Below are 25999 nucleotides of genomic sequence, written 5' to 3' on the forward strand. Positions count from 1 at the left end.
AACATGGCAATGGATAAAATTGTGATAAAAGGCGCCAGGGCCAACAATTTAAAGAATATTGATATCACGATACCGAGAGACAAACTTGTTGTGCTGACCGGATTATCCGGATCTGGAAAGTCTTCCTTGGCTTTTGATACGATTTATGCAGAAGGGCAAAGACGTTATGTGGAATCACTTTCCGCTTATGCTCGTCAATTCTTAGGCCAAGTGGATAAACCGGATGTCGATGCGATAGAAGGTTTGTCACCAGCCATTTCCATAGACCAGAAAACGACCAGTCGAAATCCTCGTTCAACCGTAGGGACTGTTACGGAGATCTATGATTATTTAAGGCTGTTATTTGCACGGGTCGGCAGGCCGACCTGTCCCATCCATAATATAGAAATCACCTCACAAACGATAGAGCAAATGGTGGACCGCATTCTTGATTACCCTGAGCGAACCAAGCTTCAAGTATTGGCACCGCTAGTCTCAGGCAGAAAAGGGACACATGCGAAAGTTTTGGAGGAAGTTAAGAAACAAGGATATGTCCGCATTCGTGTGAACGGGGAAATGCATGACCTCAGCGATGAGATCACTCTCGAAAAAAATAAAAAACATTCGATTGAAGTCATCATAGACCGGATCGTCATAAAAGAGGGTATCATGGCCAGGCTTGCAGATTCATTGGAAAGTGCTTTGCAGCTTGGCGAAGGTAAAGTCATCATTGACGTTATGGGTGAGGAAGAGCTGCTGTTCAGTGAACATCATGCTTGTCCATACTGCGGATTTTCGATTGAAGAGTTAGAGCCTAGAATGTTTTCCTTCAATAGCCCGTTTGGGGCCTGCCCGGATTGTGATGGCTTGGGGGCAAGGCTTGAGGTGGACCGTGATCTGGTCATCCCGAATAACGAATTAAGCCTCCGTCAACATGCAATTGCGCCATGGGAGCCGACAAGTTCTCAATATTACCCTCAGCTCCTTGAAGCGGTGGCAAACCATTATGGGATAGATATGGATGTGCCCGTTAAGGATTTACCGGAAGAGAAGATGGATAAGGTCTTGCTTGGTTCAGGCAAAGATAAGATATATTTCCGTTATAAAAATGATTTTGGAAGAGTGCAAGAAGGATATATTCCTTTTGAAGGAGTTTTAAGAAACATCGAAAGGCGCTTCAAGGAGACGAGTTCTGACTTTATTCGTGAGCAAATGCAGAAATACATGTCAGAACATCACTGTCCAACCTGTAAGGGTCATCGATTGAAAAAAGAGAGTCTTTCCGTGCTCATTCAAGGGGTCCATATTAGTGAAACGACAGCTTTATCAGTGGAGGATGCGTTAGTATTTTTCGATGAGCTTGATTTGACTGAAAAAGAAGCTGCAATTGCGAGATTGATTTTACGTGAAATTCGTGAGCGGCTCGGTTTCCTGGCTAATGTAGGTTTGGAATATTTGACGTTGAGCAGGGCAGCGGGAACTTTATCAGGCGGTGAAGCGCAGCGTATAAGATTGGCGACGCAGATCGGTTCCCGATTGACGGGAGTCCTTTATATTTTGGATGAACCTTCAATAGGGCTGCATCAGAGGGATAACGATCGATTGATCGAAACATTGAAGAATATGCGCGAAATCGGGAACACCCTCATTGTTGTCGAGCACGATGAAGATACGATGATTGCTGCGGATTATTTGATCGATGTTGGTCCTGGAGCAGGAGCGCATGGAGGGGAAATAGTGGCCGCTGGAACTACGGAAGAGGTCATGAATAATCCTAAATCCTTAACGGGGCAATATTTAGCAGGGAAGAAATTCATTCCATTGCCATTGGAACGCCGGAAAAATGATGGCCGTGTCATTGAAATAAAAGGTGCCAAGGAAAACAATTTGAAAAACGTTAATGTGAAATTCCCGCTTGGGGTCTTTACAGCCGTAACGGGAGTCTCCGGATCAGGGAAAAGTACATTGGTGAATGAGATCCTCCATAAGTCATTGGCTCAAAAACTGAATCGGGCAAAAGCCAGACCAGGTGATTTCCGTGAAATCAAGGGAATCGAGCATTTAGATAAAGTCATTGATATTGACCAATCACCTATCGGCAGAACCCCACGATCGAATCCAGCTACCTATACGGGTGTATTCGATGATGTTCGTGACGTGTTTGCCTCGACTAATGAAGCGAAGATCCGCGGTTATAAAAAAGGAAGGTTCAGTTTCAATGTTAAGGGCGGCCGCTGTGAAGCATGCCGTGGTGATGGGATTATCAAGATTGAAATGCATTTTCTCCCAGATGTCTATGTTCCATGTGAAATCTGTCATGGTAAAAGGTATAACCGGGAAACTCTTGAAGTGAAATATAAAGGGAAAAACATATCCGACATTCTCGATATGACAGTCGAGGAAGGCGTTAGTTTCTTTGAAAATATCCCGAAAATCAAACGGAAGCTGCAAACGATTTATGATGTTGGTTTGGGTTATATCAAGCTTGGACAGCCTGCCACCACTTTATCAGGCGGTGAAGCGCAAAGGGTGAAACTTGCTTCCGAATTGCATCGCCGATCCACTGGGCGCTCCTTCTATATCTTGGATGAACCAACTACCGGTCTACATGTCCACGATATAGCAAGGCTGCTCCAGGTTCTGCAGCGGCTGGTTGACAATGGGGATACCGTTTTGGTGATCGAGCATAATCTGGATGTCATCAAGACGGCGGACCATATTATTGACCTGGGACCGGAAGGCGGAGATAAGGGCGGTACGATCGTCACTTATGGAACACCTGAAAAAATATGTGAAGTTTCCGAATCGTACACGGGGAAATACTTAAAACCTGTACTTACCCGTGATCAAATCCGCATGGAAAATTGGATTGAAGAAAAAGAAACGGAGCATGAACATGCTTAAAAGAAGCCGGTTGGCTAGTTTCAGTTTGTCCACTAAAGGGGGTTCGGAAAACATATCTTTCATCAAATGGATGTCCGAACCAGCTGACCCAAAGCAGTTCAATTCCTTATGTATGGATTTCTAGCTTAATTTTTTTAACGAAGTTGATTGTAGAGGAAGGTGCGAGACCCCTGCGGGAAAAGCGCGTGCCTGGATCGGAAATCAACCTGAATTGTAAAAGTAATATTAAAACTGCAGGCAAACTCGTTTTCTTCGAATTTGTCTACAGTCAGGAACAAGCCATCAGGCTTGTTTTTTTGTAGAAAAATGACAGTGTGCATTTAATCAATCATTTGATTAAAGAATGGGAAAACAAGATATTTCCGGGGAAATCATACATCTTCCTTTTCGGAAATTGTCATTTTCCTTTGTCGAAAGATGGGAAAAACGGTATTTATGAAACTTTTTAGATATCTAGGCGTATGTATGAATAAAATGGTAGAAGAAAGCGAGGAATGTTCATGCAGGAGGAAAGAAAGAAGATTTTAGAAATGATTCAGGATGGAAAGTTATCGGCGGAAGAAGCCTTGGGCCTTTTGGAAGAATTAGAAAAAGCCAGTCAGGAAAGTGAAGCTAAAGAGCAGAAATTGCAAAACGAATTATCGACGGTAGTCGTGGATAAGAAAAGTGAAGGAAGCACTCAGGATACGTTTAAAAAGAATATCCAGTCATCGAAAGAAAAGATTATTGATTTCGTTGAAAGTGCTTTTAAGAAAATCAAAGAAACGGATCTTGATTTCAATTTCGGGAAGTCTGTGGAGGTCAGTCATATTTTTCAGCATGAGCATGATTTCCTGGATGAGGTTGATGTAGATATAGCAAATGGGAAAATAAAAATCGCCGCATGGGACCATGATGATGTCCGGGTTGAATGCCAAGCTAAGGTATACCGTGTGGAAGAAATAGAAGAAGCCAGGAAAAATTTTTTGGAAGAAGTCGATTTCACGATTGAAAATGGAAAATTGAAGTTCAAGGTTCGTGAAAAATCCATAAAGGTTGATACAATCATGTACATTCCAAGGAAGGAATATGAGGACATCCATGTAAGGATGTTCAATGGCGCAATCACGACTGAATCACTGAAATCAGAGAAGCTTAAAGCGAAAACGGCAAATGGTGCCATTCATATCATGCAGGGTACGGGTGATTTCTGTGAGCTTGAAACAGGTAATGGGATGATCACCATTTCAGATACCAACTTTAATGACTTGGAAGCCGAGACCCTGAATGGAGCGATTAATGCTGCTGGATACTTCAAGAAATTGGATGTCCAAACGTTCAATGGGGAAATCATCTGTACGAATTCAGGGATGGATTGCGATTCGATCCATGCTAAGTCAGTCACTGGAAAAGTCCAGTTGACCTTGCCGCCAGGTAAGGCGATCGAAGGAGAATTGAAGTCAAATTTAGGAAGCTTTAATGTAACTTTGGAAGGGATGACAATCATCGAAGAGAAAAGTGATGTGGTTCAGAAGGTCCTTAAGTTTAAGACGGTTAAAGAAGAGGTTCCTGTGCTTCATGTTTTTGCAGAAACCAAAACTGCAGCGATAACGGTTTCCTGAAGAAAGGGAAAGGCCATTGATATACTACTGGCGGCTCAAACTGTAGGCAAACTCGATGGAAAACGAGTTTGCCTGCAGTTTTTTTATGGCTTGTTCTAAATTTAATAACAAGTTTGATTGGAGAGGAAGGTACGAGATTCCTGCGGGAAAAGCGCGACTAGGGGAGACCCCGCAGGCGCAAGCCGAGGAGGCTCCACGACCGCCCGCGGAAAACGAGTTTCTTGAGCGGAAATCAACATCCAATTTGTATCGGAACCATACCTAAGGAGTTGCTTTGGAGTTGGGTCGGGAACATCATTTGATGAAAGATACGTTTCAGATCCCTTTTGTCTGCAAAGTGAGCCTGCCAATATAAATTGGCTGGCTTTCTTTTATTTTGATGTAAGGATTCATGTATGTTCCTTTTCCTCTCATCTCTTTCCAGTTCACTTGGCCCATCCGGGTGGAGTGAATAAAAAAACAATAAATCGATAATGCTTTGTTTGGTTATTAACAGAAAAATGCTAAAATAGAAAAAGTATCTCAAAAAATAGCATCACTCCAAAAGGAGGAAAGATATATGGCAAAAGTCCGTACAAAGGATATAGTAGAAGCGTTCGGTCTAGAACTTATCAGTGGGGAAGAAGGAATTAACAGACCGATCGTCACGAGTGATTTATCTCGTCCCGGACTTGAAATAGCCGGTTTTTTTGATTATTATCCCGCAGATCGAGTACAGCTTTTAGGTATGACGGAGATGTCCTTTTTTAATCGGCTGAATGAACCGGATCGAGTACAGAGGATGGAAGAGTTATGCAGGGACTTTACCCCAGGCATCATCATTACGCGTGGTCAGGAAGTGCCGATAGAATTGATCGAAGCGTCTGAGCGGGAATCCGTTCCTGTGATGAGATCTAATATGAAGACAACAAGGTTATACAGCCGTCTGACCAATTTCCTGGAAAGCAGGTTGGCACCAACTACTGCTGTTCATGGTGTATTGGTGGATATCTATGGGTTAGGTGTGTTGATCACCGGAAAAAGCGGCGTCGGTAAAAGTGAGACAGCCCTGGAATTAGTGAAACGGGGTCATCGTCTCGTAGCCGATGACTGCGTCGAAATCAGGCAGGAAGACCAAGATACGCTGGTCGGGAATGCCCCGGATTTAATCGAACATCTTCTAGAAATAAGAGGATTGGGAATCATTAATGTAATGACACTTTTCGGAGCTGGCGCAGTCCGCAGCAATAAAAAGATCTCAATCGTCATCAATCTGGAACTATGGGAAAAAAACAAGCAGTATGACCGGGTTGGCCTTGATGAAGAAAAAATGAAAATCATCGATACGGAAGTGACGAAAATTACCGTACCTGTCCGTCCAGGGCGAAATTTATCTGTCATCATTGAAGTGGCAGCCATGAATTACCGCCTGAAGCGAATGGGAGTAAATGCAGCGGAACAGTTTTCAGATCGCTTGAACCACGCAATTGCAGATCCGGAACATGATGAATTTTAAAAGGTTATAAGAAAAGAGGGGACAAAATGGAACAAGGAATTCAGCCGCTGAATCCAATAGCGATAGATCTAGGTCCCATCCAGGTACATTGGTATGGACTCATCATCGGTTTCGGTGTGTTATTGGGTCTTATTATCGCTTTAAGGGAATCTGAGCGAAGAGGTCTTGATAAGGAAATTTTTACTGACATGATTTTGTTTGCTGTCCCAATCGCGATCATAAGTGCCCGTATTTATTATGTGATCTTTCAATGGGAGTACTATTCACAAAACCCGGGAGATATCATTAAAATATGGAATGGCGGAATCGCCATACATGGTGCGTTGATTGGGTCGGTACTGACTGCAATCGTGTTTGCCAAGGTCAAGAAAGTGTCATTTTGGAAGCTGGCGGATATTGCTGCACCGAGCTTATTGTTGGGGCAGGCGATTGGCCGTTGGGGTAATTTCATGAATCAGGAAGCGCATGGGGGAGAAATAACAAGGTCATTCCTTGAAAATATGCATTTGCCTGAATTCATCATAAATCAAATGTACATAAACGGTACGTATTATCACCCGACCTTTTTGTATGAATCGATTTGGAATATCCTCGGTGTCATTATTCTCTTAAGTTTACGGAAAGTGAACTTGCGCAGGGGGGAACTGTTTTTAACCTATGTAATATGGTATTCCATCGGACGTTATTACATTGAAGGATTGCGGACGGACAGTTTGATGCTGACGGATTCACTGCGTATCGCACAAGTGATCTCGATTGTATTGGTAGCTGTAGCCATCGCCTTGGTGGTCTTTAGAAGGGTCCGCGGGCATGCAGACAAAAGATATTTAGATGCATAGGTAATATGTGTAAAGGGAGAGGGCATAGTGATAGTAGATTCGGTTAAAAAGGGACTTCTTTCAGGCTTGAATACAACCTGGTCTTTGGGGAAAGTGATATTTCCGGTTACTCTGATCGTCACTGTGCTTCAATATACGCCTGTATTGCCATTCATCATCAACTTGATAGCGCCTTTGATGAATCTCATCGGTCTTCCAGGGGATGCTGCAATTCCTCTTGTATTAGGGAATTTCCTGAATTTATACGCAGCGATTGCTGGCATATTAACGCTTGATTTGACTGTGAAAGAAGTTTTTATCATCGCTATGATGCTATCTTTTTCACATAATTTATTGATTGAGTCAGGTGTGGCGATGAAAACCGGTGTCAAGCTGTGGGTCATCCTAACAGTACGGATCGGGCTTGCGCTTTTGTCCGCGGTCGTCATCAATCTTGTTTGGCAGGGCGGATCTGAAATGGCCCAGGGAACGGCTATCGGGGAGGCTGCAGAGATTAACGGAGCGGGAGCGATCCTTTTGCATGGGGTCATCCAGGCCCTTTCAGGAATTGGCCAGCTGGCGGTCATCGTTATTCCGCTCATGGTGGCTGTTCAAATCATGAAAGATTTAAAGTGGCTGGAAGCCTTCTCGAAAGCCCTTGCACCCTTCATGAAGGTCCTGGGGATGAAGCCGAATGCTTCCATGCCTTTCGTTACAGGCCTGACTCTCGGTTTGGCATATGGGGCAGGGGTGATGATTCAAGCGGCTAAAGAGGATAATGTTTCGAAGAAGGATATGACGATTGCATTCATCTTTTTAGTTGCCTGCCATGCTGTTGTAGAAGATACATTGATTTTTATTCCGCTGGGGATTCCGGTCTTGCCGTTATTACTTATTCGGATACTCACTGCCATTGTTTTAACGATGGCCGTTGCGTATATATGGAATCGGGCTGACAGGGTACAGAGAAAGGAAGCTGTATATGAACAGTAACATAACTACATTATTATTTGATCTTGACGGGACGTTGATCAATACAAATGAATTGATCATCGCCTCATTTACAGAAACGTTAAACCACTTTTGTCCAGGAAAGTTCAATCGGGAAGATATCATTCCATTTATCGGACCGACTTTGGTCGATACTTTCTCTTCCATTGATCCAAAACGAGTGGATGAAATGATCGCTTACTATCGGGAGCATAATTGGAGGAACCATGATTTGCTTGTCACACAATTTGACGGTGTGTTCGAAACCGTTCAAACATTGAAGCAGAGCGGCTATAAATTGGCAGTCGTTACGACAAAGAAGCGTGATGTCGTCGAAAAGGGCCTGCGTTTAAGCAAACTGGATCAATTCTTTGATGTGGTGGTCACACTGGATGAGGTGGAAAAAGCAAAGCCGGATCCAGAGCCTTTGGTAAAAGCTTTAAATCAACTCGGTTCGGTTCCTGAAGAAGCGATCATGATTGGGGACAGTTATCATGATATTCTGGGCGGGAAGAACACAGGTACAAAAACGGCAGGGGTCTCATGGTCCATTAAAGGCCGTGAATTCCTGGAAAGCTATCACCCTGATTATATGCTTGAGCAGATGGCGGATTTATTGAATATCGTTGAGGTTGAAAAGCTCACAGAGGCTAGAAAATGAGACGCACGTCCCGCTATCCAGTTGAAGGGGCTAATTCACTATGGCATGTATATAAGACCGTTCCATTCTGGAAAGTCGTCAAGAATTTTGTGGTGATACAGCTAGCGCGTTATACGCCTTTTCTGGGCATGAAGAATTGGTTGTACAGGACTTTTTTACATATGAAAGTCGGAAAGCATACTTCGTTTGCCTTGATGGTCATGCCCGATGTGATGTTTCCGGAAAAAATATCAGTTGGAAGAAATACTGTCATTGGCTATAATACGACGATTCTTGCACATGAATATTTGATTCAGGAATATCGTTTAGGAGATGTAGTCATTGGGGATGAAGTATTGATTGGAGCCAATTCGACCATTCTTCCAGGACTTTCAATCGGAAATGGGGCGATTGTCTCTGCAGGTACACTTGTCCATAAGGATGTTCCAGAGGGAGCTTTCGTCGGGGGAAATCCAATGAAAATCATATATACCAAAGAAGAAATGCTTGAGAGGGAGCAGCAAACTTCCTTGTGAAAAAAGGACTTGCCCATATATGCGGCAGGTCCTTTTTAATGGCATTTTGGGTATAACGGAGTCAGTTCATTCTTTAGATGCTCCATGACTTCGTTGATTGATATATATTCCTGGTTCACCGTCGCTTCATACGTTTCTTTTAAAACTCGAAAAAACCTTTCCTGTGCCTGTTTATCCATATTGAGCTTGTCCTCCTATCATCTATTTATCAAAAGGGGGCTGAACAACTTCAGCCCCATATCTCATTTAACTATTTCCGATTTCAATAAATCGGCAACCAATACGTACCGTTCCGGTGCACTACCAATATATGAAAAAGGATAGCAGGTTGTTACTGTAAGTGTGGCTTTAGGCTTGGGAACGATCACGGTACGGTCATCTGCATCGACGATACGAACCTTCCTCACTTTATATGTAAATGAACCGGCTTCTGTCTTGGCAATCAGCAAGTCGCCTTCGCCGACTTCACCTAGATCTCTGAAAATTGTATCTCGGTGCCCGGATAAAACGGAATTATCCTTTTCACCTGGGAGGACGGAGCCTGCATAATGACCGACGCCCTTTTCAAGTTCATCTTCGTCCGTTCCGTGATAAATTGGGAGTGTTGCCTCAATTGTTGGAATATAAAGCTGACCCATCAAATCTCCTGTCTCCGTCCGCTCTTCATATAGTTCAAGCCCATCGGGAATATTTGCCTTCGTCTTCGGTTCGGGGAGCTTAGCTGTAGCTTCCGTTGTGGCAGATTCATTCCATTTATACAGGGCATAGCCTTTTAACAGTGTATAGGCGTTTGTCGTTGTAAAATAAAAACCTAAGGTTAAAAAGCAAACAGCAGTGACAAGAAACCATTTTTTCTTATGCCTGGATTGCCTATTTTTACTCATCTTAATTAGTGAGTCTTGCTTTTCTAATTAATCCGAAAGCGATACCCATCAACACTAAACCGATTAAAGCACCGAATAAGTAATGACCGGCCGTTTTAGGAAGCACTCCGCCTTTTTCCGTTTTGTGTTCAGGTTTTGCGGGTTTCTTCTTTTCTTTTTGTACCTCAGCCACTTTAGAAATGACCTCGGTGGACTGTTTAATGTCATTACCGGTTTCTTTCACTAAATCGGAACCGATCATTTTACCTGTCAATATAAAATCGAGCAAAAAATTGCCGTTTAAATCATAAATCGAAACTAGTAAACTAGCATTCGTTAATTCCTTAAGCTGGAATAAAGCCTCAAGGGATAGGTTTGTTGTGACACCATCCTGAATTAAGGCGAATTTGAATTGAATTTGCAGCAAGCTTTGAAGATCATTATAAATAGAAAGCAATTCAGCCACTTGTTCTGCAGACAATTCATCAATTGTTTCGAAATTATCAAGTTGATTCATTCTATCGGAGATCGCCATTAAACGAGCTTCAAAAGAAGGGTCTTCGATGATAGGCAAGAGATGATTCATGAATCTGTCGAGCTCTTCGTCTGTTAGACCGATATCAGTAAAGAGGCCATCCATTAAATCGATGATCTCTTCCTCATCATAATCCATTGCGTCCTCATCATAATCCATTTCTAAATCGATGATATCCTCAATGTCGTAAATGAAATGGAAGGTATCGATGATGGAATCTCCCTCTTCCAGTTCACCGTATTCTATTAATAATTCCGTTAGTTCAGCTTCTGTCATTTCATATTGTTTAAGTAGATTCTGTAAGGTCTCAGGAGTGACGGCCGGTCCTAATGTATCACGCAACTCTTCTACCGATTTCAGTTCATTCAATGTTAAGTCGTAATAGGATAAATACTCTTCCAATTCTTCTTGTGTCATTCTAACTTCAGAAAGGTATTCATTAAGCTCATCCTGGTTGATCTTAGTTGCGGCAAAACCCATCGTCCCGCTTGAACCCAGTGAAAAAAGAACGATAAGAGCCACAAAAAATGAAAAATATTTCTTCATTCCCATTTCCCCCTAAAATTTTATAATATTACCAAACTCCTAAATATTATAAAGCAGCTATACCAAAAGGTATACATTAATAACAATGAATGGCTAAAGATAGGGAGAAACATCTAGGTAAAAAGGTGTGACTCCCTGAGTTTGGACTTAAACTGATCATGAAGAATATTAAAGACAGCTGTAGTTTGAAGTAATGGAATTAGGCATATTTTCCTTGACGTAAGATGGGAGCGAGAGTAAACTATTAGTAACTTCAACCTGCTACCATATTAGCGAACTAAAGTGATTTAATAGATTATTGTGAGTATTAATATGATTATGTCATTTTATTTGATACTATTTTTATATGTTATCCGAAATTTGGATTTAAGCGTGAAACCTTGGAATGATAAAGAGATAAACAAAATAAGGAATGGATGCATCGGTTTGTGCCTACAGGCGGACCGATTGGATATAGATAGTAATCAATTCAAAAGGATGTGCAGTCGTGACAAAGCCATTTATGTTTGAAAAACCGTTAGGCATGAGAGATACATTGCCGGTACTGTATGAAACGAAGGTGTTGGCCAGAAATAAAATGAGTGATGAAATCAAGAAGTGGGGCTATCAATTTATTGAAACGCCTGCTTTGGAATATTATGAAACAATTGGCGAGGCTTCGGCAATATTGGATCAACAGTTGTTTAAACTTCTCGATTCCCAGGGGCATACGCTCGTACTCCGTCCCGAGATGACAGCCCCCATTGCACGGGTGGCAGCATCCAAACTGTTAAAACAGCAAATTCCGCTTCGCCTGGCCTATTCCGCGAATGTATACCGGGCACAGCAGCGTGAAGGAGGCAGGCCGGCAGAATTCGAACAGATTGGTATTGAGTGCATTGGAAATAAGTCTATAAGTGCCGATGCTGAAATGATTGCCCTGCTTGCGGATGCTCTAAAGGCTGCCGGGCTTCAGGAATTTAAAATTTCCATTGGGCATATTGGATTTCTGCAAGAATTTTTCTTGAGCATTCTAGGTACGGAGGAAAGAGCCTCTATATTAAGGAAGTTTTTGTATGAAAAGAATTATGTTGGTTATCGAGAGCATGTTAAATCACTGCCGCTTTCATCCATTGATAAGCAACGGCTTATCGAGTTCACCTCATTAAGGGGCAGTGAAGGGACCCTGATGAAGGCGCTGGGGTTGGTTGAAAATAATAAAGGGCAGGATTCTTTGGCTGAACTGAAGGAATTGTCTGCGCAGCTGAAAGAATTTGGCGTTGAACAATATGTGAGCTTTGACTTAACATTGGTCAGTCATATGAGCTATTACACAGGAACTTTATTTGAAGTGTATGCCGGACAAGTCGGTTCGCCAATCGGCAATGGCGGCCGGTATGATAATCTGCTTGAGAAGTTCGGCTGGAATGCTTCGGCCACAGGTTTTGCAATCCGGGTGGATCGTCTTGCAGAAGCTCTTGGGGAGCCGATCCAGCCTGTCGCGCCAGAATGTATTTTATATAGTCCCGAACGAAGATTGGAAGCCATTGAATTTGCAAGAATTAAACGCACCGAAGGAAAATTGGTAACGATTCAGGATATTACGGTCGTCCAAAATGTCGATGCCTTTACACGGACATTTTCTGAAGTTCATTTATTCGTAGGGAATGGGGGGTATGGAAAAGATGAATAATAGCTTTTTAACGATTGCCATGCCGAAAGGAAGAATCTTTGAAGAAGCGGCAGAGCTATTAAGAAGGGCCGGTTTTCGTCTCCCTCCCGAGTTTGATGATTCCCGGAAATTGATCCTTGAAGTGGAAGAGGAAAATCTGCGGTTCATTTTAGCTAAACCGATGGATGTCGTAACCTATGTGGAACACGGCGTCGCTGACATTGGAATTGCAGGAAAGGATGTCATGTTAGAGGAAGAACGGGATGTCTATGAGTTACTAGATTTGAAAATCAGTGCCTGCTATTTAGCTGTAGCTGGACTGCCTGGTACGAAGATAAGTGACATCGCCCCTAAAATAGCCAGTAAATATCCGAATGTTGCCTCCAGTTATTTTCGCGAGCAGGGGGAGCAAGTCGAGATTATAAAGTTGAATGGGTCTATTGAGTTAGCACCGTTAATTGGTTTGGCTGAACGAATCGTCGATATCGTTTCTACGGGGAGGACATTGAAGGAAAACGGTCTTGTGGAATATGCGAAAATCGCCAATGTGACTTCGAGGCTGGTGGCAAACCCTGTCAGCTATCGAATTAAAGAAGCAAGGATTACCGAAATCGTGGAACGGCTAGCAGAAATTATTGAATAGTAAAGAATAGCTAATGAGGTGAAGGTATGAAAATAGAACGGTTTGCTGAAGGGATTTCACTGAAACGCTCGGTTGATGCAGGTAATGCCGATCAAAGAAAAGCGGTTCAGGATATTATTTATGATGTCAGGAAAAGCGGAAACGCCGCTTTACATACCTATACCGAACGTTTCGATGGTGTCAGTGCAGGGGAATTACTTGTATCGGAACAGGAAATGGAAGAAGCGACAGCATCTTTAACTGCTGAGCAGCTTGATATTATACAAGAAGCCGCGAATAATATCCGAATGTTTCACGAGAAACAAATTCGAAATTCATGGTTTACGACTGATGATACGGGAACGATGCTAGGACAAAAATTGACACCTCTTGATGCTGTAGGTGTTTATGTACCTGGAGGCACAGCAGCCTATCCTTCGTCAGTACTGATGAATGCGTTGCCTGCGAAGGCCGCGGGGGTGGAAAGGATCGTTATGGTGTCTCCGCCAGGGAAGGATGGGAAATTATCGCCAGCGGTTTTGGCAGCTGCCAAAATTGCCGGGGTGAAGGAAATCTATAAAGTTGGAGGGGCACAGGCAATAGCTGCTCTCGCTTATGGGACGGAAACGATTAAGAAAGTGGATAAAATAGTGGGTCCGGGAAATATATATGTGGCGTTAGCGAAGCGGGAAGTATTTGGAGATGTCGCCATTGATATGATAGCAGGTCCAAGTGAAATAGCGATATTGGCGGACGAAACCGCCATTGCTGCAGAAGTTGCGGCAGACTTGCTGTCACAGGCGGAGCATGATGCCCGTGCTTGCAGTGTTTTGGTGACGACGTCAACGACTCTTGCAGAAGAAGTGGCCGCAGAAGTGACCAAGCAGGTGGCGTTACTTCCACGCCATGATATTGCTGCAGCATCCATAAGGGATTATGGAAGAATCGTTGTAAGCGGGAATATGGCGGAAGCTGTTGAAGCGATTAATGAACTTGCACCGGAACATTTGGAAATTGTGGCCCATGATGCACTTGAAATCATGTCTAAAATCCGTCATGCCGGAGCAATCTTCATTGGCCGATTTAGTTCGGAGCCCGTCGGGGATTACTTTGCAGGCCCCAATCATGTGCTGCCTACCAATGGAACCGCCCGTTTTTCCAGTCCGCTTAATGTGGATGATTTCCAAAAGAAATCAAGCATCATCATGTATAGTGAAACGGCCTTCCGCAAAAATGCAGAAAAAATCGCGGCATTTGCCCGAATGGAAGGACTTGAGGCTCACGCCCGTGCCATTGAATCACGTGGTGTGAATGAATCCGGTAAATAGTCCTGAAATATTGAAATACGCGAAATCATTGATATAAAGACTTTTGACATGCTTTTACATCTTGGGAAAAGGGGTCTTACCCCGTTGAGGAGGAGTTGTAATGGAACGTTTTGCTAGTGTGGAGCGAAAGACGAATGAAACGGAAATAAGTTTGAAGTTTGGTGTGGATGGGGAAGGTAATTCCTCCATTAAGACGGGCGTTCCGTTTATGACGCATATGCTTGATTTGTTCACGAAACATGGGAAGTTTGATTTGACCGTAGATGCAAACGGAGATACAGATGTCGATGATCACCATACAACTGAAGATATTGGCATTTGCTTAGGTCAGACGTTATTGGAGGCCCTTGGGGACAAGCGCGGGATAAAGCGTTACGGAAATGCTTTCGTACCCATGGATGAAGCACTCGCCCAGGTTGTCATCGATTTAAGCAATCGTCCGCACCTAGAGTTCCGGGCTGAGTTTCCTTCGCAAAAGGTGGGTACTTTCGATACTGAACTCGTGCACGAGTTTCTTTGGAAATTCGCTCTTGAAGCCAGGATGAACCTGCATGTAGTCGTTCATTACGGTCACAACACACATCATATGATCGAAGCAATATTCAAAGCGCTGGGACGTGCATTGGATGAAGCTACGACCATCGATCCACGTGTCAAAGGCATCCCTTCGACGAAAGGAATGTTGTAAAAATGATCGGAATCGTCGATTATGGCATGGGGAATTTATTTTCTGTAAGTAAAGGGCTTGAACGCCTTGGTGCCGATTCATTCATTTCCGATGACCCAAAAGAACTTTCAAAGTCGAAAGGAATCATACTTCCCGGCGTTGGATCTTTCAGGGATGCAATGAGCCTCTTGGAAAAACAAAAGCTGGATGAATTCCTGAGGGAATATGTAGCCGATGGAGGTTATCTATTAGGGATCTGCCTTGGTATGCAGCTTCTCTTTGATGAAAGTGAGGAAAATGGACCGGCTAAAGGATTATCCCTCATCCCGGGAAAAGTCGTTCGTTTTAAGGGAGTGGGTGCGAATGACCAGGTTTATAAAGTGCCGCACATGGGCTGGAATCGTCTTGAATTCAAACACGCTTCACCAGTGAATGAGGGGCTGGAAGAGGAGCATGTTTATTTCGTCCATTCCTACTACGTCGATACCGATGAATCATTCGTCACTGCTTCGGCAAGGTATGATGTGGAAGTGCCTGCGATCGTCGGTAAAGGGAATGTGTTCGGCATGCAGTTCCATCCGGAAAAAAGCGGGAAGATGGGCATGTCACTGTTAAAAAATTATCTGTCATTAGTAGAAGGGAAGGAAGAAGCATGAGCAACTTTACTATTTACCCGGCGATTGATATGCGTGGAGGCAAATGCGTCCGCTTAATCCAGGGAGATTACAATCAGGAAACCGTTTATGGCGATTCCCCCTTTGATATGGCAAAAAGCTTTGCGGACCAAGGAGCCGATTGGATACATATGGTCGACCTTGACGGAGCTAAAGAGGGAGTGCGCATCAATGATTCATACGTAATCAAAGCTGCAAGTGAGTTAGGGGCCCGCATTCAAATCGGCGGCGGCATCCGTACGGAACATGATATAGCCCATTACCTGGATAATGGTGTGGAACGTGTCATTCTTGGCAGCACGGCCGTTTCAGACCCTGATTTCACTAAAGATATGATTAGGAAATATGGAAGCCATATCGCAATCGGGATCGATGCGAAGGATGGCAGGGTTGCCACTCATGGTTGGCTTCAAACGTCTGGGACCCTTGCGATAGATCTTGGTAAATTACTGGCCGATGCTGGTGCAGAGACATTTATCGTGACTGATATCGCGACGGATGGGATGCTTTCAGGTCCGAATGTGAAAGGTATTTTGGCCATGGCGGAGGCAACCGGTAAAAACGTTATCGCTTCGGGCGGCATTAGTTCACTTGAAGACCTAATCACCCTCAAAGAGTATGAAGCCCAAGGCATTGCAGGGGCAATCATTGGCAAGGCGCTTTATACCAATCGCTTTACTGTAGAAGAAGCACTAGAAAAGGTGCGTGGTTAAATGCTCACTAAACGAATTATTCCATGTCTCGATGTAAAGGATGGGCGGGTAGTCAAAGGGATACAATTTGTTTCCCTTAGGGATGCAGGAGACCCGGTCGAACTTGCAGCCTTTTACGACCAAGAAGGTGCCGATGAGCTTGTCTTCCTGGATATTTCCGCATCACATGAAGGCAGGGAAACGATTGTCGACGTCGTTCAAGCGGTAGCGGGCAGTCTGGCAATCCCATTCACGGTGGGCGGCGGCATTAATTCATTGGCGGATATGAAGAAGATCTTACGAGCTGGAGCCGATAAGGTTTCCTTAAATACAGCAGCCATTCTGCGCCCTGATTTAATTAATGAAGGTGCTGATTACTTTGGTTCCCAATGTATCGTGGTCGCCATAGACGCCCGATATGAAGAAGGGCTTGGCTCATGGCGCGTATATACCCACGGCGGCCGGAAATCGACTGAATGGGAAGTGATCGATTGGGCGAAGGAAGCTGTGTCCCGAGGTGCAGGTGAAATACTATTGACAAGCATGGATTGTGACGGCGAGAAACAAGGGTTTAATATCGCTTTGACAAAAGCGGTATCTGAAGCCGTTTCGGTGCCGGTCATCGCCTCAGGCGGGGCGGGCAACGCTGAGCATTTCCAGGAAGCCTTCCAAGAAGGTAAAGCCGACGCAGCATTAGCCGCATCGATTTTTCATTATAAAGAAACATCCGTCAAAGAAGTAAAAGCGTTTCTCAAACAACAAGGAGTGGTTGTACGATGAATCTTGAAACTATTAAATACGACGAAAAAGGCCTGATACCGGCAATTATTCAAGATGCAGGAACCGGCGAAGTGCTGACACTTGCTTATATGAATCAAGAATCACTGCAATTGTCGATTGAAAAAGGTGAAACGGTTTTCTTCAGCCGTTCGCGCAATGAATTATGGCATAAAGGAGCAACCAGCGGTAATACCCAGAAAATCATCGAAATGAAGTATGACTGCGATCAAGATGCATTGGTCGTTCGGGTCGTTCCTGCAGGGCCTGCGTGCCATACAGGGGCAACAAGCTGTTTTAGCGAAACGATTTACCAAAACGGTGAAGCCGGACAAGACGTGAAGGCGAATGTGACTTTCTTGACGGAATTGGAAAAATTGATTGAAAGAAGAAAATCGGAAATGCCTGAGGGTTCATATACTACCTATCTATTCGAAAAGGGCGTTGATAAGATCCTGAAAAAAGTCGGTGAAGAAGCGGCAGAAGTGATCATTGCTGCTAAGAACAGCGATGCAGAGGAACTTTCGATGGAAAGTGCCGATCTCCTCTATCACTTATTCGTTCTTCTTCAGGAGCAGGAGTTGCCTTTCCAAGCAGTGCTTGATGTATTGAAGGCTAGACATGCCGATAAGGATGAACCGAAAGAAACTGAATGAATGGTAAGTGCCCTCCGTCAAGGAGGGCTCAGACTGAAGACAAACTCGATGAAAGTCAAGTTTCTCTTCAGTTTTTTTATGGCTTGTACAATTTGGACGTTGATTATCGATCCAGGCACCCGCTTTTCCCGCCGGAGTCTCGCACAACCGCCCCAATCAACTTTTGCTACAAACTTTTGGTAGAAACCATATCTGAGATTTCAAGGTGTTGCTTTGTTTGGGAACATGAAAGAGATATTTCCCAACCCCTTTTGTGTGTATTTACGACAACGAGATCAATCCTGGCTCCCCATTTGACTAGGAATATACCTCATGGTGATTCCCTTTTTCCATTTTCTTGAATTGTTCGGCAAATTTACTCCAATATGTTATAATACTATGGTTAATCAACTTGAAGATGGAGGATTACATGAGTAAAGACTCTAAATTTGGCCAACAGGCAAAAATTCTAACTTTTCACCCAACAGGTGAGTATTATTTCACCAAGGGTTTAAAAGCTTATCATAGACGAGAACTACCTAAATCAAAAAAATACCTGGAACGTGCGCTGGAACTTGAACCCGCTGAACCGATGATAGCCTGTCAATTGGCAATCACTTGCTCGGAAATCGGAGAATATAATTATTCAAACAACCTCTTGGAAAACATCTTGGATGTGATGGATCCCTATATGTCGGAATGTCATTACTTCCTGGCGAATAATTATGCCCACTTAGGCATGTTCAAGGAGGCTTATCGTCACGCGAGTGCTTATCTTGATAAAGAAGAAGACGGGGAGTTTAGCGATGACGCAGAGGACCTGCTTGAACTGATAACTTTTGAGTCGGATGAGTCAGAAGAAAATCCCTTTAAGCATGATGGGCTCATTACCAAACAGGAACAAGCCCGTGAGTACCTTGAATCAGGCAATTTTCCAAAGGCAATCGAAGTATTGAAAGAGACGATTGCCGAGTACGAGGATTACTGGTCCGCTTATAATAACCTGGCACTTGCCTATTTCTATCTTGGTCAAGTAAATGACGCCTTTGCAACACTTGATGAGGTACTGGAAAAAAGTCCAGGAAACCTGCATGCGCTTTGTAACCTTGTTGTTTTTCATCATTATCAACAAGATGAAGCGAAGGTTGAAGAGCTCATACACATGCTGGAGAAAATTAGGCCGATGCTATCCGAACATCGTTTCAAGCTTGGAGCGACCTTCGCTTTGATAGGAAACTATGCTTCTGCATATAAATGGTTGAAAGTACTGCAAAGGCAAGGGTTCGAGGGAGATGGAACCTTCTACTATTGGTTAACCATTTCCGCTTACCACCTAGGCCATGATCAGGCTGCCAAAAAGGCATGGAAAAAGGTCGTGGAAATGAACCCGGAAAAGGAAGGCATGGAGCCTTGGGGAGATATGAATGCAACTTCAGATGGTTTTGAACATCATTTTCCTTCTATTATAAAAAGGCTGGAAAGTGAATTCATTGAAGAAAGGCTGTTTGCCATTTTCCTTCTGAAACATTCGGTTCATAAACAGAAGCTATTGAAAAACCAGGTCCTCAACCTTAATCAGAATTTCACTGATTTGGAACGTGATTATGCTGAACTTGTTCAAGCTCCTGCTAAAGATCGTCAATTAACACCGATTGATTTTGCCGATCGCACAGCTGAGTTATTATATCAGCATTTCCAACCGATACAATTAAATGAAGCCGGGCTGTATTTAATGTGGTTTTCCGTCTTCATCGAAGCGGTGAAATCAGAGCAAAAACTAAATAATCCAGCAGGATGGGCCTCAGCGGTGGAGTACGTGTGGAATCAGCTTAAAAATGAGAAGGCGAGCAAACAGGCAATCGCAGACAAACATTTCATATCCGTGTCCACCTTATCAAAGTACGTAAAGTTGGTTCAAACCCTGCTTGGATGAGCAGATATTTGGACGAAAAATTATTTGTTATATAGGATAATAGGTAGGGAACACTAACCGTAGTGAAGGTTCCATTTGCAATGGAATATGGAGGAGTGAAAACATGTCTGAAAAAATTTATGACGTTGTTATTATTGGAGCTGGTCCTGCAGGGATGACGGCGGCTGTCTATACATCACGTGCGAACCTTTCAACATTGATGTTAGAACGCGGAGTACCGGGCGGGCAAATGGCCAATACAGAAGAAGTTGAAAATTATCCTGGATTCGATACTATACTCGGACCTGAACTTTCAACGAAAATGTTTGACCATGCAAAGAAATTCGGTGCGGAGTATGCCTATGGGGATGTTAAGGAAATCATCGACGGTGAAGAGTATAAAACGATCAAAGCCGGTTCCAAGGAATTCAAGGCACGTTCAATCATCATTTCATCTGGTGCCGAATATAAGAAAATCGGTGTTCCCGGCGAAAAAGAATTGGGCGGCCGCGGTGTATCGTATTGTGCAGTTTGTGATGGTGCATTCTTCAAGCAAAAGGAACTATTCGTTATCGGCGGCGGAGACTCTGCTGTTGAAGAGGGTGTGTACTTAACCCGCTTTGCTTCAAAAGTGACGATCGTTCACAGACGTGACGAACTTCGTGCTCAAAAGATTCTTCAAGATCGTGCATTTGCCAATGAGAAAATTAACTTCATCTGGAATCACACTTTGAAGGAAATCAATGAAAAAGGCGGCAAAGTCGGCGGTGTCACACTAGTTTCCACTGAAAACGGGGAAGAGACAGTGATGGACGCAGACGGTGTATTCATTTATATCGGAATGCTTCCGCTAACTAAACCATTTGAGAACTTGGGCATCTTGAATTCCACAGGCTATATTGAAACGAATGACCGGATGGAAACACGCGTCCCTGGTATTTTTGCTGCTGGTGACGTTCGTGAAAAAACATTGCGCCAAATCGTTACAGCTACAGGCGATGGAAGCATTGCCGCTCAATCCGCTCAGCATTTTGTTGAGGAACTTCAAGAAAAATTGCAGCCTAAGGCTTGATTTCACTAGAATATACAATCGTAATTCCGTTTTAACGATGTTGTAACACGCGTGAAATAATGATTGGGTATAGTATGGATAGAAGTTGACCCCCTTTAATTATAAACGTTTAAGGACACAGATTAAGTTTCTGTGTCCTTTTTTTTTGTTTCCTGCTTTAAGACTAAATCTTTAGTTCCAATTTTTAGGATGTACCAAATGATTTTTAATGAGAAGTAAGTCCGCCCTTTGCATTTAGGCAGCGAAAGTGGAGAAGAATAGGAGTTAAGCAGGATAAAGGCTTATCTACGTGATTCCTTGGGAATGAATATTCCCCCAATGCAGGAAGTTTACTTTATTGTTAGCTCATTTCAAAAATAGTATAATGTTAAGATATACTAAACATATATATATCTTTCATAATGGTAAGAAGATGAAAAATACAACTTGTTTGAACTATTAGCATTTGTAAATCGCCAAATGGATATCTAGCGGCGGTTTAAGGATATAAACTGAATCTCTTCAACACGGGGGTGAAGGTTTCTATAGTCGAGCAGAGCCAATTGAGGTGAAGAACGTGCAACGTGTCACAAACTGTGTATTGATCAAGGATAATCAAATCCTCTTATTGAAAAAGCCTAGACGCGGATGGTGGGTAGCTCCAGGCGGAAAGATGGAGCCTGGGGAATCTGTACGCGATGCTTGTATTAGGGAATATCGTGAAGAAACGGGCGTTTATTTAAAAAACCCTTCCATCAAAGGTATTTTCACCTTCATTATGAAGGACGGAGATAAGGTATTGTCGGAATGGATGATGTTCACTTTCTTTGCAACGGATTCCGATGGTGTAAATGTTGATGTTTGTGAAGAAGGGGAACTTAGCTGGCATCCGGTCGAAGATGTTAAAAAGCTGATGATGGCTGAAGGTGATTTTCACATCCTGGACTATATGGTTCATGGAACTGGGATCATTTATGGAACCTTTACCTATACACCTGAGTTTAAACTACTTTCTTATCGATTGGATCCAGGTTAATTTTCACATATAAAAAAGATTGCTATACATGGGGGCGGAGAAACTATGAGTACAGGGCAGATCAGTGAAACGCAATTGGTCATCATTACCGGAATGTCCGGAGCGGGTAAGACAGTGGCGGTTCAAAGTTTTGAAGACCTCGGCTTTTTTTGCGTCGATAATTTGCCGCCCACGCTATTGCCAAAGTTTTTGGAGTTAATGAAGGACTCAGGGAATAAGATGAATAAAGTGGCTCTTGTCATGGATTTGAGGGGTAGGGAGTTTTTTGATTCCTTATTTCTTGCACTGGATAATTTAACGGATTCAGCTGCAGTATCACCAAGAATCCTTTTTCTTGAAGCTGATGACGATTCCTTGGTCCGAAGATATAAGGAAACGAGAAGGACCCATCCGCTTGCTCCATTAGGCCGGCCATTGGAAGGCATTAAAATGGAGCGGGAACTATTGGACGAATTGAAGGGAAGGGCCCAGCTGATCTTTAATACTTCCCAACTGAAACCGCGCGAATTGAGGGAGAAAATCGCTTCGGAGTTTTCTGCCGATAAAAGTGTCGGTTTTACAGTCAATGTCATGTCGTTCGGGTTCAAGCATGGTCTACCCATAGATGCCGACCTTGTGTTTGATGTACGCTTCCTGCCAAATCCATATTATATTGACCATATGAGGCCAAGGACTGGCTTGGAACAGGAAGTGTCGAGTTACGTTTTAAAATGGAGTGAGACGCAAAAATTCTTGGAAAAAGTGACCGATTTGCTTGCATTCATGCTTCCATATTATAAACGTGAAGGAAAAGCACAGCTTGTTGTTGCGATAGGGTGTACAGGCGGTCAGCACCGTTCTGTAGCATTGACGGAGTATATTTCAAACCACTTCAAGAAGGATTACAGGGTTCAAGTATCACATCGCGATATCGAAAAAAGTAAGGGGAAAGCAGATGTTAGATAAAAAGAAACAACCTAAGGTTGTGATCATTGGAGGGGGAACCGGCCTTCCCGTTTTGTTGAGAGGGTTAAAGAAGCATCCGGTTGATATAACGGCAATCGTAACGGTAGCTGATGATGGTGGAAGTTCAGGCCGCCTTCGCGAGGATATGGATATTCCCGCTCCGGGTGACATTCGTAACGTGCTGGCTGCGTTATCGGATGTAGAGCCCCTTGTTGAACAAATGTTTCAACATCGCTTTCAGAGTAAAAATGAGTTGTCCGGGCATTCGCTGGGGAATTTGATACTGGCGGCAATGACCTCGCTGACCGGGGATTTCGTCCATGCGATCCAGGAAATGAGTAAATTTCTTAATGTCCGCGGTAAAGTGCTTCCGGCGGCCAACCAAAGTGTGGTTCTCCATGCGGAGATGGAGGACGGAACGATTGTTACAGGCGAATCCAAGATCCCCTTCTCAGGAAAGAAAATAAAAAAAGTATTTCTGTCTCCTCATCATATAAAGCCGCTCAGTGAAACTCTCCAGGAAATCAAACAGGCAGATCTTATTGTCATAGGTCCAGGGAGTCTATATACTAGCATTCTGCCTAACTTACTTGTTCCTGGTTTAGGAGAAGAGGTTGCCCGTTCGAAGGCGAAGAAGGTGTACATTTGCAATTTGATGACACAAGCCGGAGAGACGCTGGATTATAGCGCGAGCGATCATATAAAAGCGATATATGACCATATGGGAAATGCATATATTGACAGGATACTTGTTAATAATGAGGAAATACCAACCGAAATTCAGCAACGCTATCAAGCTGAATATGCTAAACCGGTCATGTATGATGTGGAAAGCTTAAAAATGATGGGGCTTGAAATCATACAAGAACGCATTTTCAGCTATGAAGGGAATGTAATACGCCATGACACGAAAAAAGTGGCGGATTTGCTCTATAATATGCTTGTAAATGAAACAAAAAGCCACATTGCACCGTAGATATAAGCGGGGACGGTTTTTTGATTGATAAAAATAGATTACCTGCGTTCGATTGGGGGTGAAATGGATGTCTTTTGCTTCAGAAACGAAAAAAGAGCTTACTACATTAGAGGGAAAGGATTGCTGCGGTAAAGCGGAATTGTGTGCGCTTATCCGGATGAACGGATCCCTTTCATTTTCTAATCGGAAGCTTGTTGTGGATATTCAAACTGAGAATGCTGCGATTGCCAGAAGGATTTATACGCTGCTGAAAAAAAGTTATGAGGTCCAGGTCGAGCTGTTGGTCCGTAAAAAGATGAAGCTTAAAAAGAATAATGTATATATTGTCAGGATGTCATCTGGAGGGCAGCGGGTTTTAACCGATTTGGAAATTTTAGGCGATGGATTTGAAATTCTCCATGCTATATCCGATACTATTGTTGGGAAGAAATGCTGTAAGCGTTCTTACCTAAGAGGTGCATTTCTTGCGGGAGGTTCGGTGAATAATCCGGAAACGTCTTCCTATCACCTTGAAATTTTCTCACTTTATAAAGAGCACAATGATGCCCTTTGTGAGCTAATGAATAAGTTTGGCTTGAAGGCCAAAACTCTTGAACGCAAGAAAGGGTATATCATTTATTTGAAAGAAGCCGAAAAGATTGCCGAGTTTTTAAGTATAGTTGGCGCCCATTCAGCTTTATTAAGGTTCGAAGATGTAAGGATCGTCCGTGATATGCGTAATTCAGTGAATCGGCTTGTGAATTGTGAAACAGCCAATTTGAACAAAACGATTGGGGCCTCATTACGCCAGGTTGAAAATATCCATTATATCGAGGATACGGTGGGATTAGGCATTTTACCGGATAAGCTTCGGGAAATTGCGGAGCTTAGGATTGCGTTTCAGGATATAACCTTAAAGGAACTTGGGGAAATGGTTTCTGGGGGAACAATCAGTAAATCCGGGATTAATCACCGATTACGTAAGATTGATGAAATAGCTGACAGGCTCCGTGGGGGAGAGGCTATTGCTGCGAAAAAATAAAGCTAACAGGGGAGATCAAGATGGTGGAAAAACAAGTTGAGGTAAAATTGAAAACGGGTTTGCAGGCGCGGCCGGCAGCTCTTTTTGTACAAGAAGCTAACCGCTTTCATTCAGATGTTTTTCTTGAAAAAGAAGGAAAGAAAGTGAACGCAAAAAGTATAATGGGGTTAATGAGCCTTGCCATCAGTTCTGGCGTGACCGTGAAGTTAATCGTCGAAGGACGCGATGAAAAAGAAGCGTTAGAGGCATTGGAAGAGTTTGTTCAGCAAGAGGGTTAAAAGAAAAGGATGCTTAAAAGAGCATCCTTTTTTTTATTATGCAAAAAAGCTCCGGAAGTCGCTAAAGGCGTTCTCCGGAGCCGGTTGTTGCATGATTATTTAGAGTCTTTTTTATCATCAAGGATGCTGCGCGTGATGACTTTGTCGATCAAGCCATATTCAAGAGCTCTTTCGGAAGTCATGAAGTTATCACGTTCCGTATCTCTTTGAAGGACTTCAATAGGTTGACCAGTACGTTCTGCCAAGATTTGGTTCAGTTTATCTTTCAAGTGAAGGATACGGCGGGCAGCAATTTCAATCTCCGTAGCTTGACCTTGAGCTCCTCCAAGTGGTTGGTGAATCATGACCTCACTGTTTGGCAACGCATAACGTTTGCCTTTTTCGCCAGCGGCCAATAGGAAAGCACCCATGGAAGCGGCCATACCGATGCATACTGTGGATACATTAGGTTTGATATATTGCATAGTATCGTAAATGGCCATACCGGAAGTGATGCTTCCGCCAGGGCTGTTGATGTATAGAGTGATATCTTTTTCAGGATTTTCCGCTTCTAAAAATAGTAATTGAGCAACAATGGAGTTGGAAACATTATCGTCAATTGCACTTCCTAGCATAATGATCCGGTCTTTTAATAAACGGGAGTAAATATCGTAGGCACGCTCCCCACGACTTGTTTGTTCGATAACTGTAGGAATTAAATTCATGTTCATTTCCTCCTTCGATTAAGAGAATCATTTAAATTCTTTATGTATGTATGATACACTTTTTGGTCAATTTAGGTCAAACAAAACAAACCCTATAATGGATAATTTGTTCGACAATTTTCT

Annotated in this window: 26 protein-coding genes; 22 read left to right on the top strand and 4 right to left on the bottom strand. The window is 43.2% G+C overall.

All coding sequences use genetic code 11. The features are described 5' to 3' along the window. Nucleotides 1-3 precede the first annotated feature (3 nt). The 7 genes from uvrA (at nt 4) to ACSR9O_RS12330 (ending at nt 8963) form a co-directional block, all read left to right on the top strand. Nucleotides 4-2883 carry an excinuclease ABC subunit UvrA gene (gene uvrA / locus ACSR9O_RS12300; RefSeq protein WP_491724466.1) on the top strand — a complete coding sequence of 960 codons (2880 nt, stop codon included), beginning with the start codon at nt 4-6 and terminating at the stop codon, nt 2881-2883. A gap of 500 nt (nt 2884-3383) precedes the next feature. Next, nucleotides 3384-4484, top strand: a complete 1101-nt coding sequence (locus tag ACSR9O_RS12305) for a DUF4097 family beta strand repeat-containing protein (protein ID WP_402943519.1) — start codon at nt 3384-3386, stop codon at nt 4482-4484. Nucleotides 4485-5043: 559 nt separating this feature from the next. After that, nucleotides 5044-5979 carry an HPr(Ser) kinase/phosphatase gene (hprK, locus tag ACSR9O_RS12310; RefSeq protein ID WP_101223736.1) on the top strand — a complete coding sequence of 312 codons (936 nt, stop codon included), beginning with the start codon at nt 5044-5046 and terminating at the stop codon, nt 5977-5979. A 26-nt stretch (nt 5980-6005) separates the two neighbouring features. Next, on the top strand, nt 6006-6818 hold the full coding sequence (gene lgt / locus ACSR9O_RS12315; protein ID WP_101223735.1) for a prolipoprotein diacylglyceryl transferase: 813 nt from the start codon (nt 6006-6008) through the stop codon (nt 6816-6818). A 27-nt stretch (nt 6819-6845) separates the two neighbouring features. Beyond that, nucleotides 6846-7790: a nucleoside recognition domain-containing protein gene (locus ACSR9O_RS12320; RefSeq protein ID WP_101223734.1), complete on the top strand. Its 945-nt coding sequence runs from the start codon at nt 6846-6848 to the stop codon at nt 7788-7790. Beyond that, on the top strand, nt 7780-8448 hold the full coding sequence (ppaX, locus tag ACSR9O_RS12325) for a pyrophosphatase PpaX (protein ID WP_101223733.1): 669 nt from the start codon (nt 7780-7782) through the stop codon (nt 8446-8448). The genes ACSR9O_RS12320 and ppaX overlap by 11 nt, the downstream gene beginning before the upstream one ends. Then, nucleotides 8445-8963, top strand: coding sequence for an acyltransferase (locus tag ACSR9O_RS12330; protein WP_101223732.1), 519 nt, complete (start codon nt 8445-8447; stop codon nt 8961-8963). Before ppaX ends, ACSR9O_RS12330 begins: the two co-directional genes overlap by 4 nt. Before the next feature lie 35 nt (nt 8964-8998). On the opposite strand, the gene ACSR9O_RS12335 is transcribed toward ACSR9O_RS12330, so the two are convergent. The 3 genes from ACSR9O_RS12335 to ACSR9O_RS12345 all read right to left on the bottom strand — a co-directional run bounded on the left by ACSR9O_RS12335 (nt 8999) and on the right by ACSR9O_RS12345 (nt 10907). Beyond that, entirely contained in the window at nt 8999-9142 is a 144-nt protein-coding gene (locus ACSR9O_RS12335) for a hypothetical protein (RefSeq protein WP_230176162.1), read from the bottom strand. 63 nt (nt 9143-9205) lie between these two features. Further along, on the bottom strand, nt 9206-9847 hold the full coding sequence (locus ACSR9O_RS12340; protein ID WP_491724467.1) for a class D sortase: 642 nt from the start codon (nt 9845-9847) through the stop codon (nt 9206-9208). A gap of 1 nt (nt 9848) precedes the next feature. Beyond that, nucleotides 9849-10907 carry a processed acidic surface protein gene (locus ACSR9O_RS12345; RefSeq protein WP_491724468.1) on the bottom strand — a complete coding sequence of 353 codons (1059 nt, stop codon included), beginning with the start codon at nt 10905-10907 and terminating at the stop codon, nt 9849-9851. Between the two features lie 487 nt (nt 10908-11394). Here ACSR9O_RS12345 and ACSR9O_RS12350 point away from each other — a divergent pair, with 487 nt between their 5' ends. The 15 genes from ACSR9O_RS12350 to ACSR9O_RS12420 all read left to right on the top strand — a co-directional run bounded on the left by ACSR9O_RS12350 (nt 11395) and on the right by ACSR9O_RS12420 (nt 25172). After that, nucleotides 11395-12579, top strand: a complete 1185-nt coding sequence (locus tag ACSR9O_RS12350; protein WP_101223729.1) for an ATP phosphoribosyltransferase regulatory subunit — start codon at nt 11395-11397, stop codon at nt 12577-12579. Further along, the gene (gene hisG / locus ACSR9O_RS12355; RefSeq protein ID WP_034311625.1) at nt 12572-13201 is read left to right on the top strand and encodes an ATP phosphoribosyltransferase; all 630 of its coding nucleotides are present in this window, start codon (nt 12572-12574) and stop codon (nt 13199-13201) included. The genes ACSR9O_RS12350 and hisG overlap by 8 nt, the downstream gene beginning before the upstream one ends. Before the next feature lie 26 nt (nt 13202-13227). Continuing rightward, the gene (gene hisD, locus ACSR9O_RS12360) at nt 13228-14508 is read left to right on the top strand and encodes a histidinol dehydrogenase (protein ID WP_491724469.1); all 1281 of its coding nucleotides are present in this window, start codon (nt 13228-13230) and stop codon (nt 14506-14508) included. 100 nt (nt 14509-14608) lie between these two features. Next, nucleotides 14609-15196 (top strand): imidazoleglycerol-phosphate dehydratase HisB, encoded by a 588-nt coding sequence (hisB, locus tag ACSR9O_RS12365; RefSeq protein ID WP_063233950.1) that lies wholly within the window; start codon nt 14609-14611, stop codon nt 15194-15196. Nucleotides 15197-15198: 2 nt separating this feature from the next. Then, nucleotides 15199-15831 (top strand): imidazole glycerol phosphate synthase subunit HisH, encoded by a 633-nt coding sequence (gene hisH, locus ACSR9O_RS12370; RefSeq protein WP_101223727.1) that lies wholly within the window; start codon nt 15199-15201, stop codon nt 15829-15831. After that, nucleotides 15828-16562, top strand: coding sequence for a 1-(5-phosphoribosyl)-5-[(5-phosphoribosylamino)methylideneamino]imidazole-4-carboxamide isomerase (gene hisA, locus ACSR9O_RS12375; protein WP_101223726.1), 735 nt, complete (start codon nt 15828-15830; stop codon nt 16560-16562). Before hisH ends, hisA begins: the two co-directional genes overlap by 4 nt. Then, entirely contained in the window at nt 16563-17321 is a 759-nt protein-coding gene (hisF, locus tag ACSR9O_RS12380; RefSeq protein ID WP_101223725.1) for an imidazole glycerol phosphate synthase subunit HisF, read from the top strand. Then, nucleotides 17318-17974 (top strand): bifunctional phosphoribosyl-AMP cyclohydrolase/phosphoribosyl-ATP diphosphatase HisIE, encoded by a 657-nt coding sequence (gene hisIE / locus ACSR9O_RS12385; protein ID WP_491724470.1) that lies wholly within the window; start codon nt 17318-17320, stop codon nt 17972-17974. The genes hisF and hisIE overlap by 4 nt, the downstream gene beginning before the upstream one ends. Before the next feature lie 409 nt (nt 17975-18383). Continuing rightward, nucleotides 18384-19886, top strand: a complete 1503-nt coding sequence (locus ACSR9O_RS12390; protein ID WP_260358748.1) for a tetratricopeptide repeat protein — start codon at nt 18384-18386, stop codon at nt 19884-19886. 103 nt (nt 19887-19989) lie between these two features. Next, the gene (gene trxB / locus ACSR9O_RS12395; RefSeq protein ID WP_034309960.1) at nt 19990-20937 is read left to right on the top strand and encodes a thioredoxin-disulfide reductase; all 948 of its coding nucleotides are present in this window, start codon (nt 19990-19992) and stop codon (nt 20935-20937) included. Between the two features lie 556 nt (nt 20938-21493). After that, the gene (locus ACSR9O_RS12400; protein WP_101223721.1) at nt 21494-21952 is read left to right on the top strand and encodes an NUDIX hydrolase; all 459 of its coding nucleotides are present in this window, start codon (nt 21494-21496) and stop codon (nt 21950-21952) included. Between the two features lie 45 nt (nt 21953-21997). After that, on the top strand, nt 21998-22897 hold the full coding sequence (gene rapZ / locus ACSR9O_RS12405; protein WP_101223720.1) for an RNase adapter RapZ: 900 nt from the start codon (nt 21998-22000) through the stop codon (nt 22895-22897). Beyond that, the gene (locus ACSR9O_RS12410) at nt 22887-23873 is read left to right on the top strand and encodes a gluconeogenesis factor YvcK family protein (RefSeq protein ID WP_101223719.1); all 987 of its coding nucleotides are present in this window, start codon (nt 22887-22889) and stop codon (nt 23871-23873) included. Before rapZ ends, ACSR9O_RS12410 begins: the two co-directional genes overlap by 11 nt. Before the next feature lie 67 nt (nt 23874-23940). After that, nucleotides 23941-24894: a DNA-binding protein WhiA gene (whiA, locus tag ACSR9O_RS12415; protein ID WP_101223718.1), complete on the top strand. Its 954-nt coding sequence runs from the start codon at nt 23941-23943 to the stop codon at nt 24892-24894. A gap of 20 nt (nt 24895-24914) precedes the next feature. Further along, the gene (locus tag ACSR9O_RS12420) at nt 24915-25172 is read left to right on the top strand and encodes an HPr family phosphocarrier protein (protein WP_101223717.1); all 258 of its coding nucleotides are present in this window, start codon (nt 24915-24917) and stop codon (nt 25170-25172) included. 95 nt (nt 25173-25267) lie between these two features. Here the strand turns inward: ACSR9O_RS12420 and clpP are convergent, their stop codons facing one another. After that, complete coding sequence (gene clpP, locus ACSR9O_RS12425) at nt 25268-25876, bottom strand: ATP-dependent Clp endopeptidase proteolytic subunit ClpP (RefSeq protein WP_063233960.1); 609 nt, start codon at nt 25874-25876, stop codon at nt 25268-25270. Between the last annotated feature and the right edge of the window lie 123 nt (nt 25877-25999).

It is taken from the genome of Peribacillus sp. B65 (genome assembly GCF_058513295.1).

Bases quoted from the DNA above. Each gene is read 5' to 3' on its own strand.
- clpP (WP_063233960.1), bottom strand. From the start codon at position 25,876: ATGAATTTAATTCCTACAGTTATCGAACAAACAAGTCGTGGGGAGCGT.
- hisB (WP_063233950.1), top strand. From the start codon at position 14,609: ATGGAACGTTTTGCTAGTGTGGAGCGAAAGACGAATGAAACGGAAATA.
- ACSR9O_RS12410 (WP_101223719.1), top strand. From the start codon at position 22,887: ATGTTAGATAAAAAGAAACAACCTAAGGTTGTGATCATTGGAGGGGGA.
- ACSR9O_RS12345 (WP_491724468.1), bottom strand. From the start codon at position 10,907: ATGAAGAAATATTTTTCATTTTTTGTGGCTCTTATCGTTCTTTTTTCA.
- trxB (WP_034309960.1), top strand. From the start codon at position 19,990: ATGTCTGAAAAAATTTATGACGTTGTTATTATTGGAGCTGGTCCTGCA.
- hisG (WP_034311625.1), top strand. From the start codon at position 12,572: ATGAATAATAGCTTTTTAACGATTGCCATGCCGAAAGGAAGAATCTTT.
- ACSR9O_RS12330 (WP_101223732.1), top strand. From the start codon at position 8,445: ATGAGACGCACGTCCCGCTATCCAGTTGAAGGGGCTAATTCACTATGG.
- hprK (WP_101223736.1), top strand. From the start codon at position 5,044: ATGGCAAAAGTCCGTACAAAGGATATAGTAGAAGCGTTCGGTCTAGAA.
- lgt (WP_101223735.1), top strand. From the start codon at position 6,006: ATGGAACAAGGAATTCAGCCGCTGAATCCAATAGCGATAGATCTAGGT.
- ACSR9O_RS12335 (WP_230176162.1), bottom strand. From the start codon at position 9,142: ATGGATAAACAGGCACAGGAAAGGTTTTTTCGAGTTTTAAAAGAAACG.
- ppaX (WP_101223733.1), top strand. From the start codon at position 7,780: ATGAACAGTAACATAACTACATTATTATTTGATCTTGACGGGACGTTG.
- ACSR9O_RS12390 (WP_260358748.1), top strand. From the start codon at position 18,384: ATGAGTAAAGACTCTAAATTTGGCCAACAGGCAAAAATTCTAACTTTT.
- hisA (WP_101223726.1), top strand. From the start codon at position 15,828: ATGAGCAACTTTACTATTTACCCGGCGATTGATATGCGTGGAGGCAAA.
- uvrA (WP_491724466.1), top strand. From the start codon at position 4: ATGGCAATGGATAAAATTGTGATAAAAGGCGCCAGGGCCAACAATTTA.
- hisIE (WP_491724470.1), top strand. From the start codon at position 17,318: ATGAATCTTGAAACTATTAAATACGACGAAAAAGGCCTGATACCGGCA.
- hisH (WP_101223727.1), top strand. From the start codon at position 15,199: ATGATCGGAATCGTCGATTATGGCATGGGGAATTTATTTTCTGTAAGT.
- hisF (WP_101223725.1), top strand. From the start codon at position 16,563: ATGCTCACTAAACGAATTATTCCATGTCTCGATGTAAAGGATGGGCGG.
- ACSR9O_RS12305 (WP_402943519.1), top strand. From the start codon at position 3,384: ATGCAGGAGGAAAGAAAGAAGATTTTAGAAATGATTCAGGATGGAAAG.
- rapZ (WP_101223720.1), top strand. From the start codon at position 21,998: ATGAGTACAGGGCAGATCAGTGAAACGCAATTGGTCATCATTACCGGA.
- whiA (WP_101223718.1), top strand. From the start codon at position 23,941: ATGTCTTTTGCTTCAGAAACGAAAAAAGAGCTTACTACATTAGAGGGA.
- ACSR9O_RS12340 (WP_491724467.1), bottom strand. From the start codon at position 9,847: ATGAGTAAAAATAGGCAATCCAGGCATAAGAAAAAATGGTTTCTTGTC.
- ACSR9O_RS12420 (WP_101223717.1), top strand. From the start codon at position 24,915: ATGGTGGAAAAACAAGTTGAGGTAAAATTGAAAACGGGTTTGCAGGCG.
- hisD (WP_491724469.1), top strand. From the start codon at position 13,228: ATGAAAATAGAACGGTTTGCTGAAGGGATTTCACTGAAACGCTCGGTT.